This window comes from Burkholderia ubonensis, from assembly GCF_001718695.1.
Taxonomy (GTDB): domain Bacteria; phylum Pseudomonadota; class Gammaproteobacteria; order Burkholderiales; family Burkholderiaceae; genus Burkholderia; species Burkholderia ubonensis_B.
The window spans coordinates 1,760,183-1,772,723 of sequence record NZ_CP013420.1 but is presented as its reverse complement, the minus strand read 5'-3'; the positions used below and the strand labels follow the sequence as shown (position 1 = coordinate 1,772,723).

The window sequence follows — 12,541 nt, the reverse complement described above, 5'->3', positions numbered from 1 at the left end:
GTCGATCCGGGCGGTTTTTTTTCGCGCTCGGCGCGGGCGTGCCGATGCGGCATTGAAGGAGGGACGACGATGACCGAAGACGAACACGCGATTCGCACGCTGGTGGAAACCTGGTTCGTGTCGAGCCGCCGCGGCGATCTGGCGACCGTGCTCGACCTGATCGCCGACGATGCGATCTTCATGGTCGCCGGCCAGCCGCCGTTCGACAAGGCGGCGTTCGCAGCCGCATCGCGCGGCGCGCACGCGGCGGCCGTCGACGGCCGTTACCGGATCGACGAGCTGCGCGTGATGGGCGACTGGGCGTATCTGCGCAATTTCATCGAGATCGACGCGACGCCGCCGGGCGGCGACACCGTGCGGCGCTCGGGCCACACGCTGACGATCTTCCGCAAGCGCGACGGCCGCTGGCAGCTGGTGCGCGACGCCAATCTCGTGACGCTCGCGCAGTAAGTGCGGCGGCTCGCGACGCGGGCGCGTCAGCGCGCGGCGAGGCCGTCGAGCACGCGTTCGAGCGCGTCGACCGCTCGCGCGGCCGCATCGGCCGCGACGCAGTCGACGACGATCCGCTCCGGCATCGCGCGCAGCCAGGTGAGCTGCCGCTTGCACAGCTGGCGCGTCGCGAAGATGCCCTTGTCGCGCATCGTCCGATAGTCGGTCGCCCCGTCGAGGAATTCCCATGCCTGCCGGTAGCCGACGCAGCGCATCGACGCCAGCCCGAGATGCAGGTCGTCGCGGCGGCGCAGCCGCTCGACCTCGTCGATGAAGCCCGCATCGAGCATCGCGTCGAAGCGCTGCGCGATCCGCGCGTGCAGCACCGCGCGGTCGGACGGCTCGAGCGCGACCGGCACGAACCGGTAGCGGGCCGCCGCATCGTCCGCGCGCGGCGGCGCGGCGAGCAGCGCCGACATCGGCCGGCCGCTCAGCATGAAGACTTCGAGCGCGCGCTGGATGCGCTGCGAATCGTTCGGCGCGAGGCGCGCGGCCGTCTCCGGGTCGACCTGCGCAAGCCGCGCGTGGAGGGCCGGCCAGCCGTCGCGCGCGGCATCCGCGTCGAGTTCCGCGCGCACGGCCGGGTCCGCGGACGGCAGGTCGTTCAGCCCCTGCGTCAGCGCCTTGTAGTACAGCATCGTGCCGCCGGCGAGCAGCGGCGTGCGGCCGCGCGCGGCGATCTCGCCGATCAGCCGCAGCGCGTCGGCGCGGAATTGGGCGGCCGAATACGCGTCGGCCGGGTCGATGATGTCGATCAGGTGATGCGGCGCGCGCGCGCGCTCGTCGCGGGTCGGCTTCGCGGTGCCGATGTCCATGTCGCGGTAGACGAGCGCCGAATCGACGCTGACGATCTCGATCGGCCGGCGTGCCGCGAGCGCCAGCGCCGCGGCCGTCTTGCCGGACGCGGTGGGCCCGAGCAGGCAGGCGATCGTCGTTTGAGCGGGAGACTGCGACACGCTCATTGGCCGCGCATGAACAGGCGGTCGAGGTCGCCGAGCGTGAGCTGGTACCAGGTCGGCCGGCCGTGGTTGCACTGGTCCGCGCGTTCGGTCGCTTCCATCTGGCGCAGCAGCGCGTTCATCTCGTCGAGCGTGAGGCGGCGGTTCGCGCGCACCGCGTGATGGCAGGCGAGCGTGCCGAGCAGCTCGTGCTGGCGCTCGGTGAGCACGCGCGAGCCGCCGAACGCGTGCAGGTCGGCGAGCACCGCGCGCGCGAGCGCCTGCAGGTCCGCGTCCTTCAGCAGCGCGGGCACCGCGCGGATCGCGAGCGTCGTCGGCGACAGCACCGCGAGGTCGAAGCCGAGCGATTCGAGCGTCTCGCGCTCCTCTTCGACGGTGCCGATCTCGACCGGCGTCGCGTTCATCGACACCGGCAGCAGCAGCGCCTGCACCGCGACCGAGCGGTCGGCGAGCGCATGCTTGAACTGTTCGTACAGGATCCGCTCGTGCGCCGCATGCATGTCGACGATCACGAGCCCGTGCGCGTTCTGCGCGAGCACGTAGATGCCGTGGATCTGGCCGAGCGCGAAGCCGAGCGGCTGGTCGTCGTACGCGGTGCGGGCGAGCGACGGCGCGGCGGCGAATCCCGCCAGCGGTGCGGTCGGCGCGTCGCCGGCGTCGGCTGCGTCATGCGCGACCGCCGTGGTGCCGGCCGGCGTGCCCGCGCCGCTGTCCTTGCGGCCGAACAGCGCGTCGTAGAGCGCGAGCGGCTGCGCGACGGGCAGCGTGCCTTGCGTCATCCGCGCCTGGCGCAGCCACGTGCTGCCTTGCGACGGCGTGGGCGCGGGGCTGCCGCCGCCGCTCGCCGCCTGGCCGAGCGGCGTGCCCTGGAACGAAGCGGGGCCCGGCGCCGCTGCGATGTGTGCGGCGTGGCCGCCGGCGGTGGTTTCGGGCGACGCGCCCGCATGGCGGGCCAGCGCGCGCTGCACCGCATGGAACACGTACTGGTGGATCGAGCGCGAATCGCGGAACCGCACCTCGATCTTCGACGGGTGCACGTTCACGTCGACGGCCTCGGGCGGCAGGTCGAGGAACAGCACGTAGGACGGGTAGCGGTCGCCGTGCAGCACGTCCTCGTATGCGGCGCGCACCGCGTGCGTCAGCAGCTTGTCGCGCACGAAGCGGCCGTTCACGAAGAAATACTGCTGGTCGGCGCGGCCGCGGCTCGCGGTCGGCAGCCCGGCGCAGCCGTAGACGGCCAGCGGCCCGGCGCGCTCGTCGAGCGGCAGGTACGCGGTCGCGAAGCCTTCGCCGAGGATCTTCGCGACCCGCTGCGTGGGCTCGGTCGCGTTCCAGTGCTCGACGGCCTTGCCGTTGTGCAGCACCGAGATCGCGACGTCCGGCCGCGCGAGCGCCGCGCGGCGGATCATTTCGACGCAATGGCCGAACTCGGTCTGCTCGCTCTTCAGGAACTTGCGCCGCGCGGGCGTGTTGAAGTACAGCTCGCGCACCTCGATCGTCGTGCCGACCGCGCCGGCGGCGGGGGCGAGCACGCCGGTCTGTGCGTCGATGCGCGTCGCGTGCGCCGCATCGGCCGTGCGGCTCGTGATGAACATCTCGGCGACCGACGCGATCGACGCGAGCGCTTCGCCGCGGAACCCGAGCGTCGCGACCGCTTCGAGCTCCTCGAGCGAGCGGATCTTGCTCGTCGCGTGGCGCATCAGCGCGAGCGGCAGCTCGCCGGGCGGGATCCCGCAGCCGTCGTCGGTGATCGAGATGCGCTTGACGCCGCCTTCCTCGAGCACGATGCGCAGCGTGTTCGCGCCGGCGTCGAGCGCGTTCTCCAGCAGCTCCTTGACGACCGACGCCGGACGCTCGACGACTTCGCCCGCGGCGATCTGGCTGATCAGCTGGTCGGGCAGGGGCTGGATCGCGCGCAGCGGGCGCGGCGAGTGCGGATAGTGCGGATCAGCGGCGGGCGTGGCGCCCGCGGCCGTTTCGGTGAATTCGGACATGGCCGAATTATAGCGAGGCCGCCGGCGCGCGCCGGGCCGGCGATCCGTTACGTTTTTTCACGGAGCCTTAAGGGAGTTTCGGTATGATGACTGCGTTTCACGCGCCGCCCTTGCCGGGCGGGCGATTCCGCCCTTTGTGCCGTCACCGGCCTGCCTGCCCTGAAGGAACCGCATTTGGATACGCTGCTTCATTTCGTCAATCTCGTCCTGCACATCGACGCATTCCTCGGCGACTTCATCCGGCAATACGGCGCCTGGGTGTATCTGGTGCTGTTCCTGATCGTGTTCTGCGAAACGGGCCTCGTCGTGTTTCCGTTCCTGCCGGGCGATTCGCTGCTGTTCATCGGCGGCGCGTTCGCGGCGACCGGCGAAATGAACGTCGGCGCGCTGATCGTGCTGCTGCTCGTCGCGGCGATCACCGGCAACACCGTCAATTACCTGATCGGCCGCTGGATCGGGCCGAAGGTCTTCAATACGCACATTCCGGTGCTCGAGCGCTTCCTCGACCGCGCGGCGCTGCAGAAGACCCACAGCTTCTACGACAGGCACGGCGGCAAGACGATCGTGCTCGCGCGCTTCATCCCGGTGGTGCGGACCTTCGCGCCGTTCGTCGCAGGCGCGTCGTCGATGAGCGTTACGCGCTTCCAGCTCTTCAACGTGCTCGGCGCGCTGATCTGGGTGCTGCTGCTCGTGCTGCTCGGCTACTTCTTCGGCAACATTCCCTTCGTTCGCCAGTACCTGAACGTGATCGTGCTGGCCGGGATCGGCGCGGCGGCCGTGCCGGTCGCGTTCGGCGCGCTGTGGAAGCTCGTGCGCGGGCGGCAGTCGGGCAGCACGCAGAAGACGGGCGGACGCTGAGCAGGCGCGGTTTCTGTCGATTGAAGTAAAAAGCGGGGCAGCTCGACGGGAGCTGCCCCGCTTTTTTGTGCATTGGTTGCGGTGCGGGTGCGCAGGCGGCGCATGCGGCGCTCGACGAAGGAATCGACGTGCAGCCGCTGCCGTGGATGACCGGACGACCCGGATGCGGGGCGCGCCGCAGTCGATGTGTTGCGCGTGCTCGCCGCAATGGTGTCTCGATGCTTGCAGTGCGAGCGCGGCCTACAACGGCAATTGCCGCATGATCTCGGCCACGCAGGCGTCGGGGCTCGCCTCCGCCGTCCTCACGTGTACTTCGGGCGACTCCGGTTGCTCGTACGGCGAGCCGATGCCGGTGAATTGCTGGATGGTTCCGCGTCGCGCCAACACGTACAGCCCCTTCGGATCGCGTGCCTCGGCAACCTCCAGCGCCACGTCGACGAATACCTCGACGAAGGTGCCGGGCGCGAAGCGCGCACGCGCTTGGGCGCGTGCGTCCGCGAACGGCGAGATCAGCGCGGCGATCACGATGAAGCCCGCATCCGTCATCAGCCGCGCCACTTCGGCCGTGCGTCGGATGTTCTCGCGCCGGTCGGCATCGCTGAAGCCGAGATCCCGGTTCAACCCTTCGCGCAGCGTGTCGCCGTCGAGCAGATAAGTTCGATGCCCGAGCGCGTCCAGCTGCAGCTTCAGCAAGCTGGCGAGCGTGGACTTGCCGGCGCCCGACACGCCCGTCAGCCACACGACGAACGGGCGCGGGTTCGGGCCCGAAAATGCGCTGCGGCCGCCGGACAATGGATCGGGCGGAGAAGGATTGGCAGGATGATTCATTTCAGAGCCGATATGCCGAAAATCGAGGGGCAATTTTGTTTTGAGTCGATCTGTCGATCGCAATGTCGGCCGATTGTAACGTGCTTTTCGATGTCTCGTAAATTTCCTATCTTATTACGAAATATTGCAGCGGAGGGTGCGCGACTGGCAATTTCCACGGACTGCGTAACAATTTGAAATAAGGGTGGTAATCGAATTGAAACGAACCCAGGCATTATTGCCGCCGCCTTGCCCGGTATGGCTGACATCGCATCAGCGTATCGCGCGCGTAATGGCGTGACTTTCCATTTCGGCACGGATAATGCGGTGGCGAGTATTTCCGTTTTAAATAGAATTGCCAGATTAAAATGGGGCCGCAAGATGGTTCGTTAATCGGATGTCAATCTCGAGGATTTTAGAATCATATTTTTTGCGCGAGGTTTTACGCCGCGAATTTCCGCGGATAAATATCCCCTGGCGCAATGCCGCGCCCTCGGCAAGTGACTGATATTCCGAGAAAAGCGCGTCACTTGTGCCTTGGATTGAATGGCCGCTGCTGTACATCGGCCCCATGCGCGACGATCGCCGTGCTTTCCGGAATTTCCTCCCACGCGCCGCGCAGGTCGACGAGCGGCTCGGACAGCACCATGAACGCATCGTCACCCGCTTCGGCGATGCGCGGATTGTGCGGATACAGTTCGTGCAGGTGCCGGAACGACGTGCTGTGGAACAGCGAGCGCGATTGCCGCTCGCTCGAGTAGCGGACCGAGATGATCTGCTCGCCGTCGGTCACGCAGACCGTCATGTTGAGCGGCAGGTCCACGCGGTGCCGCGCGGCGATGTCCTCGATGATGCCGGCCATCCGCTCGAGCGCCGGCAGCGGCGACTGTTCGAGGCCGAACGTCAGCGCGAGGCGGAACATCAGCTCCGAATCGGTCGACCCTTCGATCGTCGGGAACAGCGCCGGATCGATCTTCATCGCGAGGTCGCGGTGCAGCTTCGGCAGATCGCGGATCAGGCCGTTGTGCGCGAACAGCCAGCGGCCGTGCCGGAACGGATGGCAGTTGGTTTCCTGCACCGGCGTGGCGGTCGCCGCGCGGATGTGCGCGACGAACATCCGCGAGCGGATCGCACGCGCGGCTTCGCGCAGGTTGCGATCGTTCCACGCGGGATGCACGGAGCGGTAGCGGAACGGGAGTTCGTCCGGGTGGCCGTACCAGCCGATGCCGAAGCCGTCGCCGTTGGTGGTCGTCGCGCCCAGCTCCGAATGCAGGCTCTGGTCGATCAGCGAATGCTTCGCACGGAACAGGACGGTCTCGAGGTGGATCGGGTTGCCCGTGTAGGCGAGCCAGCGGCACATGGGGCGCTCCTTCGCGATGAACTGTCGCGCATGGTAGCGGAGTTCGCGGCGGCCGGCCCGCTGGACTGGCCGCCGCGATCGTCGGGTGACGATTCGGCGGCTACGCGGCGCGCGCGTCAGTCGCCCATCGCATCCATCACGCGCGCCGAATAGACGAGCGTGGCGCCCGCGTTCAGCGCGACCGCCACGCCGAGCGCTTCCGCCACTTCCTCCTTCGTCGCGCCGTGCCTGGCGGCTTCGGCCGTGTGCACGGCGATACAGCCGTCGCAGCGCGTCGTGACCGCGACGGCGAGCGCGATCAGCTCGCGCGTCTTCGCGTCGAGATGGCCGGTCTTCGCGCCGGCGCCGGCCAGCGCCTGGTAGCCGGCGAGCGTATCGGGCGACAACTTCGCCAGATCGCCGATGCGCGTCGAGAGTTCCTTGCGATATTCGTTCCAGTTCAGCATGATGCGTCCTTTGGATGGGTTGAGCGGCTGGTGCCGCGATCTCGGGCGATGCATGGCTATTCTGGGCGTTACGGATGAGGGTTTCGATAGCCGATAGCGACATTTTTGGCGTAAACGTCTCATGGACGCGTGGCGTCGATGGTTGTCGTCGGGCAGGAAGTCACGTCGAGGTGAAGGATGCATGCGGCGGCCTTGCCCGGGCCGGCGTCGACCGTCCGCTCGCGATGTCGCATGGTCGCGTTTCATCTGTTGCCGGTCGATCTCGGCGCGACATTTCCGTGGAAGGGTATTGGCCCGTTCGTCGTGGGGAGCCGGACGATGCGCGCGTGGCGCGTTCCTGCAGCAGACGCGGCGCGGGCGAAGCGGCGATCGGGTTAGCGCTCGGCTCGCACTCGGAGCAGGCGTTCCGTGCGGTGCTCGGTGCGACGCTGCGGCGATGGCTGCGCACGCAGCGTGCAGGATGACGCGAACGAGCGTGGTCGTCGCGGCGAGGATGTCGGAGAACGGGTAGGGCGATGGAGACGCGGCCGCGGCAGCCCGGGGACTCAACCGGCGAGCATCAATGAAAAAGGGGCTTCCGGTTTCCCGGAAGCCCCTTTTTTACATCCTTGGTAGGCCGTGCGTGACTCGAACACGCGACCAACGGATTAAAAGTCCGCTGCTCTACCAACTGAGCTAACGACCCAAAGAGCAAAAGATTATAGCGGCGGGTCGTATACCTGTCAACGACCCGTCGCGACGATTTACTTGATGCTCTCGATCTTGCCCTGCGCCGTCTGCGCCGCGCTCGTTCCGTTGTACTGCGAAACGACCTGTTCGAAGCTCTTCTTCGCCGCCGCCTTCTGGCCTTGCTCGAGCTGGTTCGTACCGATCGCGACGAGCGCGTCGGCTGCACGCGGATGCTGCGGGAACTTGCTCACGATGCCCTGCCACGTCGCCGTCGAGCCGCGGTAGTCGCGCAGCGCGTACTGCGCATTACCGAGCCAGTACTGCGCGCTCGGCTGGTAGGGGCTCTGCGGATACTTCGCGATGAAGCTGCGAAACGACGCGGCGGCAGCCTTGAAGTTGCCGTCGCGGAACTGCTGCTGCGCCGCATTGAACGCATCCGTCTCGCCCGGCTGAACGGTGCCTTCGACACCGTCGACCGTCTTCTGCTCCGGCTCGAACTTCTTGAGCCGCGTATCGAGATCGGTGTAGTACTCCTTCTGCTGACGTTCCAGCGTCGTGAGGCGGTTCGTCAGATCCTCGTTCTCGCCGCGCAGCGTCGCGACCTGCTGGTTCAGCTGGTCGAGGCGGGCGGTCTGATCGAGGATCGTGCGTTGCGCGGCCGCGAGCTGGTTCGCAAGATTGTCGCTCTTGCTGCGCAGATCGAGCACGGCGCGGCGCGCCTCGTTGTCGTCGAACATGCCGGCGTGCGCCGGCGCGGCCGACCACGCCGCGCCGACGACGCACAGGGCTGCGGCCACGCGCAGCCAGGATTCACGGTGCGTCATACAGCTAACCTTCCGTCACTTACTGTTGGTAGACGAGATCCGAGCGGCGGTTCTGCGCCCACGATGCCTCGTCGTGACCCGCTGCCTGCGGCTTTTCCTTGCCGAGGCTCACGGCTTCCATTTGCGAATCGGCGACACCGAGCAGCGCCATCGCGCGGCGGACGGCTTCCGCACGCTTCTGGCCCAGCGCGAGGTTGTACTCGCTGGTGCCGCGTTCGTCGGTGTTGCCCTGGATCAGCACGTGACGCTGCGGATGGCTCTTCAGGTACTGCGCGTGCTGCTGCATCAGCGGCTGATACTCATCCTTCACCGAGTAGCTGTCGAAATCGAAGTAGATGCTGCGCTTCGCGAGCGGGCTGTTCGGGTCGTTCAGCGGATCGACCGTCACTTGCGCGACGTTCTCGGGGTTCGGCTGGGTGCTCATTGCACCGGCGTTGGCCTTCTCGTCGAGCTTCACGCCCGACTTGCATGCTGCCAGCGCGCCGACCATCATCACGGCCAGGGCCAGACGAACTTTTTTCGACATCATGGTTACTCTCCTTGGTCATTGCATGAAGGGTCCCCACGACGGCTCGCGTACGGAGCCGCCCTGGACGGACAGAATCTGCGGCGGCGCACTGCCGTCGGATGGGACGGCGGCCAGCACGTTGCGCCCACCCGACTGGGTGGCGTACAGAAGGTATTGGCCATTCGCCGCGAAGCTGGGCGACTCGTCATGACTCGTATTGGTGATCGCGTTCGCCGCGCCCGTCTGCAGATCCTGAACGTACAGCTTGAAGCCCCCGCCCGTGCGGGAGATGTAAGCGAGCAGCTTGCCGTCCGGGCTGACGCGCGGGCTCGTGTTGTAGCTGCCGGTGAAGGTCACGCGCTGAGCCGCACCGGCGCTTTCGCCCTGGGCGGGCATCCGGTAGATTTGCGGCGCGCCGCCACGATCGCTCGTGAAGTAGATCCAGCGGCCGTCCGGAGAGTAGAACGGCTCGGTGTCGATCGAGTTGCTTTGGGTCAGCCGGCGCAGGCCGCCGCCGGTCGAGTTGACCGCGTAAATCTGCGTGTTGCCCGTCAGCGACAGCGCGACCGACAGCGTCTGGCTGTCCGGCGACCACGCCGGCGCGCTGTTGTTGCCCTTCTGGTCGGAAACGATGTAGCGGCGGCCGGTCGGCAGGTCGTGGATGTAGACGATCGGCTTCTTGCGCTCGAACGATACATAGGCGACCTTCGTGCCGTTCGGCGACCACGCCGGCGAGATGATCGGCTCGGTGCTCGACAGCGCGATGCGCGGGTTCTGGCCGTCCGAATCGGAAATCTGCAGCTGGTAGCGGTTGCCGGACTTGATCACGTACGACAGGCGCGTCGCGAACACGCCGCGCGTGCCGAGCAGCTTCTGGTAGATGTAGTCGGCGATCTTGTGGCCGGCCGTGCGCAGCGTGCCGTCGTTCGCCGTCAGCGACAGGCCGCCGAGGCTTTGCTGCTTGACGGTGTCGTACAGGATGAAGTTGACCTTGTACTGGCCGCTCGCGTCGCGGTTCACGCTGCCGGCGACGAACGCATTCGCGCCCTTGGCCTTCCATGCGCCGAGGTCGACCGATGCGGTCTCGGGCACCGGCGTGCTGCCGGCGTCGATGTTGGTGAATTTGCCGCTGCGGGCGAGGTCCGCGCGGACGATCGACGTGACCTGCTGCGGCAGGCCCGCCTCATTCGCGAAATTCGCGGTGGCGATGGGGAACTGGGTCGAACCGACGCCGGTGATCAGCACGTTGACCTGCGCGTTGGCGGCGCTGCCCGCCGCAATCAGACACGAGGCCACGAGTGCCCTGAAACCTAGCTTCGTCATCAAACTCATGCTTCTTGCTTCCCGTATGACTTGTATCGCTGCGCAACCGCAGAGACAGTAAAAATACCCGATTCGTTCCCGTCCTACAGCGACGGCGGGAGTGTAAGCGCATTTCCGTTCACTCCGCCGCCTTGAAGGTAATCGTAATGTCCGATGGAGTACGACCGTTAGAATCGGGCGGCAACGGGACCGACGCCTGGATCGCACTGACCACGGCTTGATCCCACCCCGAGTTTCCGCTCGAACGGCGGATCGATACGCTCAATACGTCGCCCGACGGCGTGCAGCGGATCGCGACGACGGTCGTCAGGCTGTCGCGCTCGCCGCCCCAGACGATGTGCGGCTTGACGCGACGCCGCACCTTGTCCGGATAGCCCGGGGACGCCGCGTTGCCGCCGGAGCCGGTGCCGGTGCCGCTCTTCGCGAGACCTTCGCCACCGCCTTCGCCGCCGCCCGCCAGGCCTTGCATCTGCGCGAGGCGCACACGCCGCTCCTGGTCGAGCTTCGCCTTCGACGCCGCATCGGCCTTCGCGCGGGCCGCCGCTTCAGCCTTCGCCTTGGCCGCGGCTTCGGCTTTCGTCTTCGCGGCCTGCTGCTGCGCCTCGAGCTTTGCCTGCTTCTGCTGCTCGAGCTTCTGCTGTTCCAGTTTTTGCTGCTCGGCGAGCTGCTTCTGCTTGAGCTTGTCAGCCTGCTTCTGCTTTTCCTGCTCGGCGGCCTTCTGCGCGGCGAGCGCGGCGGCCTGCCGGGCCGCCAGCTGCGCGCGTTTGGCCTGTTCTTCCTGTTCCGCCTTGAGCTGCTGCGCGCGGCGCTGCTGTTCGAGCAGCGCTTCGCGTGCGGCGGCTTCCTGTTGACGCTTCTTCTGCTGCAGCGCGATGTCCGCTTCCTCGTTCCTCACCGGGGGAGGGGGCGGGGCGACGCGGGCGGGCGGCGTCGGGGCCGGCTGCGGCGCCTGCATGTCGGGCACCGTCGTCCACAGTTCGGCCTCGGCGCCGGCCGGGGTGCTGTTCTGCCATTGCACGCCGTGATACAGGAACAGCGCGAGCAGCACGTGCATCAACGCCGCGAGCGCGAACGCGCGCCACGTGCCGCGCTCGCGCGGCGGCATCGGCGGGTAGGCGGTGCTGCGCGGGGGGGGCCGTTTCATTGCGATTTGACGAGGAGGCCGACGCGCTTGACGCCGCGCGCCTTCAGATCCGACATCACGGTCATGACTGCATCGTACTGCACGGTCTTGTCGGCCGCGATCACGACCGGCTGGTCAGGATGATCCGTCTGGCGGGCGGCGATGAAGCCGTCGAGCTCGGCCTTCGTCATCGTGTCTTCCTGCGTCGCGCCCGAGTTGCTCTTGTACTTGACGCTCATCGTGCGGTCGGCCTTGATGTTGACGACGACGGGCGGCGTCTGCTCCTGCGGCGCGGCATTGCCGACGGTCGGCAGGTTGATGATCGACGGCGCGACGAGCGGTGCGGTGACCATGAAGATCACGAGCAGCACGAGCATCACGTCGATGTACGGCACGACGTTGATGTCGGCCATCGCGCGGCGCGAGCGGCCGCCGCGCATGCTGGATCGGATGGGAGTTCCGGCCATGTCGCGCTCCTTACTGGGCCTGGCGCTGCAGGATGTTCGAGAACTCTTCGATGAAGGTCTCGAAGCGGATCGCGAGGCGGTCGATGTCGTGCGCGTAGCGGTTGTAGGCGACGACGGCCGGAATCGCGGCGAACAGGCCGATCGCGGTGGCGACGAGCGCTTCGGCGATGCCCGGCGCGACGTTCGCGAGCGTGGCCTGCTGGACGTTCGCGAGGCCGCGGAACGAGTTCATGATCCCCCAGACCGTGCCGAACAGACCGATGTACGGGCTGACCGAGCCGACCGACGCGAGGAACGCCAGGTTCGCTTCGAGCACGTCCATCTCGCGCTGGAACGACGCGCGCATCGCACGCCGCGCGCCGTCGAGCACGAGGCCCGGGTCGCTGATGCGCTTTTCCTTCGCCTTCAGGAACTCGCGCATCCCCGATTCGAAGATCCGCTCGAGCGCACCGATCGTGTGGCGGTTGTTCGCCGCGCTCTGATACAAGGCCTGCAGGTCGCCGCCCGACCAGAAATCCCGTTCGAAACGCTCGGTCTGTGCGCGTGCGCGGCGGATCGCGAACCACTTGCGGAAGATGAAGGTCCACGACATCAGCGACAGCAGCAGCAGCAGTCCCATCACGGCCTGGGCCAGGACGCTCGCATTGAGGACGAGGGAAATGATCGACAGGTCTTGAGAAGTGTTCATAGAGGTTTGAGTAACGTCCCTTCGGG

13 protein-coding genes and 1 tRNA gene are annotated in these 12,541 nt (G+C 67.1%); 2 read left to right on the top strand and 12 right to left on the bottom strand.

Annotated elements, in window-relative coordinates; all coding sequences use genetic code 11:
- Positions 1-69 precede the first annotated feature (69 nt).
- Positions 70-450, top strand: a complete 381-nt coding sequence (locus WJ35_RS08110; RefSeq protein ID WP_011883373.1) for a YybH family protein — start codon at positions 70-72, stop codon at positions 448-450.
- 26 nt (positions 451-476) lie between these two features.
- Here the strand turns inward: WJ35_RS08110 and miaA are convergent, their stop codons facing one another.
- A complete protein-coding gene (gene miaA / locus WJ35_RS08105; RefSeq protein WP_069239020.1) occupies positions 477-1,451 on the bottom strand; it encodes a tRNA (adenosine(37)-N6)-dimethylallyltransferase MiaA in 975 nt (324 codons plus the stop codon).
- Positions 1,448-3,442, bottom strand: coding sequence for a DNA mismatch repair endonuclease MutL (mutL, locus tag WJ35_RS08100; RefSeq protein ID WP_069239019.1), 1,995 nt, complete (start codon positions 3,440-3,442; stop codon positions 1,448-1,450). Before mutL ends, miaA begins: the two co-directional genes overlap by 4 nt.
- A gap of 174 nt (positions 3,443-3,616) precedes the next feature.
- Between mutL and WJ35_RS08095 the strand changes: the two genes are divergently transcribed.
- Positions 3,617-4,300 (top strand): DedA family protein, encoded by a 684-nt coding sequence (locus tag WJ35_RS08095; protein WP_069239018.1) that lies wholly within the window; start codon positions 3,617-3,619, stop codon positions 4,298-4,300.
- A gap of 240 nt (positions 4,301-4,540) precedes the next feature.
- Here the strand turns inward: WJ35_RS08095 and cysC are convergent, their stop codons facing one another.
- The 10 genes from cysC to tolQ all read right to left on the bottom strand — a co-directional run bounded on the left by cysC (position 4,541) and on the right by tolQ (position 12,515).
- Positions 4,541-5,128 (bottom strand): adenylyl-sulfate kinase, encoded by a 588-nt coding sequence (gene cysC / locus WJ35_RS08090; RefSeq protein ID WP_069239017.1) that lies wholly within the window; start codon positions 5,126-5,128, stop codon positions 4,541-4,543.
- 505 nt (positions 5,129-5,633) lie between these two features.
- Positions 5,634-6,467 (bottom strand): class II glutamine amidotransferase, encoded by an 834-nt coding sequence (locus WJ35_RS08085; protein WP_069239016.1) that lies wholly within the window; start codon positions 6,465-6,467, stop codon positions 5,634-5,636.
- Between the two features lie 116 nt (positions 6,468-6,583).
- Complete coding sequence (locus WJ35_RS08080; RefSeq protein WP_060236147.1) at positions 6,584-6,913, bottom strand: carboxymuconolactone decarboxylase family protein; 330 nt, start codon at positions 6,911-6,913, stop codon at positions 6,584-6,586.
- A 609-nt stretch (positions 6,914-7,522) separates the two neighbouring features.
- A tRNA-Lys gene (locus tag WJ35_RS08075) sits at positions 7,523-7,598 on the bottom strand.
- A 58-nt stretch (positions 7,599-7,656) separates the two neighbouring features.
- On the bottom strand, positions 7,657-8,406 hold the full coding sequence (gene ybgF / locus WJ35_RS08070) for a tol-pal system protein YbgF (RefSeq protein ID WP_069239015.1): 750 nt from the start codon (positions 8,404-8,406) through the stop codon (positions 7,657-7,659).
- 19 nt (positions 8,407-8,425) lie between these two features.
- A complete protein-coding gene (pal, locus tag WJ35_RS08065) occupies positions 8,426-8,935 on the bottom strand; it encodes a peptidoglycan-associated lipoprotein Pal (RefSeq protein ID WP_010091485.1) in 510 nt (169 codons plus the stop codon).
- Positions 8,936-8,950: 15 nt separating this feature from the next.
- Positions 8,951-10,246, bottom strand: coding sequence for a Tol-Pal system beta propeller repeat protein TolB (tolB, locus tag WJ35_RS08060; protein WP_060234335.1), 1,296 nt, complete (start codon positions 10,244-10,246; stop codon positions 8,951-8,953).
- Between the two features lie 109 nt (positions 10,247-10,355).
- Positions 10,356-11,381 (bottom strand): cell envelope integrity protein TolA, encoded by a 1,026-nt coding sequence (tolA, locus tag WJ35_RS08055; RefSeq protein WP_060234334.1) that lies wholly within the window; start codon positions 11,379-11,381, stop codon positions 10,356-10,358.
- Positions 11,378-11,827 carry a protein TolR gene (gene tolR, locus WJ35_RS08050; RefSeq protein WP_060234333.1) on the bottom strand — a complete coding sequence of 150 codons (450 nt, stop codon included), beginning with the start codon at positions 11,825-11,827 and terminating at the stop codon, positions 11,378-11,380. Before tolR ends, tolA begins: the two co-directional genes overlap by 4 nt.
- A gap of 10 nt (positions 11,828-11,837) precedes the next feature.
- Complete coding sequence (tolQ, locus tag WJ35_RS08045; protein ID WP_010091489.1) at positions 11,838-12,515, bottom strand: protein TolQ; 678 nt, start codon at positions 12,513-12,515, stop codon at positions 11,838-11,840.
- Positions 12,516-12,541 lie beyond the last annotated feature (26 nt).

What these genes read in the sequence shown, in the direction of transcription:
- tolQ (WP_010091489.1), bottom strand. Translation starts at nt 12,515, where the DNA reads ATGAACACTTCTCAAGACCTGTCGATCATTTCCCTCGTCCTCAATGCG.
- tolA (WP_060234334.1), bottom strand. Translation starts at nt 11,381, where the DNA reads ATGAAACGGCCCCCCCCGCGCAGCACCGCCTACCCGCCGATGCCGCCG.
- ybgF (WP_069239015.1), bottom strand. Translation starts at nt 8,406, where the DNA reads ATGACGCACCGTGAATCCTGGCTGCGCGTGGCCGCAGCCCTGTGCGTC.
- WJ35_RS08110 (WP_011883373.1), top strand. Translation starts at nt 70, where the DNA reads ATGACCGAAGACGAACACGCGATTCGCACGCTGGTGGAAACCTGGTTC.
- tolB (WP_060234335.1), bottom strand. Translation starts at nt 10,246, where the DNA reads ATGAGTTTGATGACGAAGCTAGGTTTCAGGGCACTCGTGGCCTCGTGT.
- WJ35_RS08080 (WP_060236147.1), bottom strand. Translation starts at nt 6,913, where the DNA reads ATGCTGAACTGGAACGAATATCGCAAGGAACTCTCGACGCGCATCGGC.
- WJ35_RS08085 (WP_069239016.1), bottom strand. Translation starts at nt 6,467, where the DNA reads ATGTGCCGCTGGCTCGCCTACACGGGCAACCCGATCCACCTCGAGACC.
- tolR (WP_060234333.1), bottom strand. Translation starts at nt 11,827, where the DNA reads ATGGCCGGAACTCCCATCCGATCCAGCATGCGCGGCGGCCGCTCGCGC.
- cysC (WP_069239017.1), bottom strand. Translation starts at nt 5,128, where the DNA reads ATGAATCATCCTGCCAATCCTTCTCCGCCCGATCCATTGTCCGGCGGC.
- miaA (WP_069239020.1), bottom strand. Translation starts at nt 1,451, where the DNA reads ATGAGCGTGTCGCAGTCTCCCGCTCAAACGACGATCGCCTGCCTGCTC.
- mutL (WP_069239019.1), bottom strand. Translation starts at nt 3,442, where the DNA reads ATGTCCGAATTCACCGAAACGGCCGCGGGCGCCACGCCCGCCGCTGAT.
- pal (WP_010091485.1), bottom strand. Translation starts at nt 8,935, where the DNA reads ATGATGTCGAAAAAAGTTCGTCTGGCCCTGGCCGTGATGATGGTCGGC.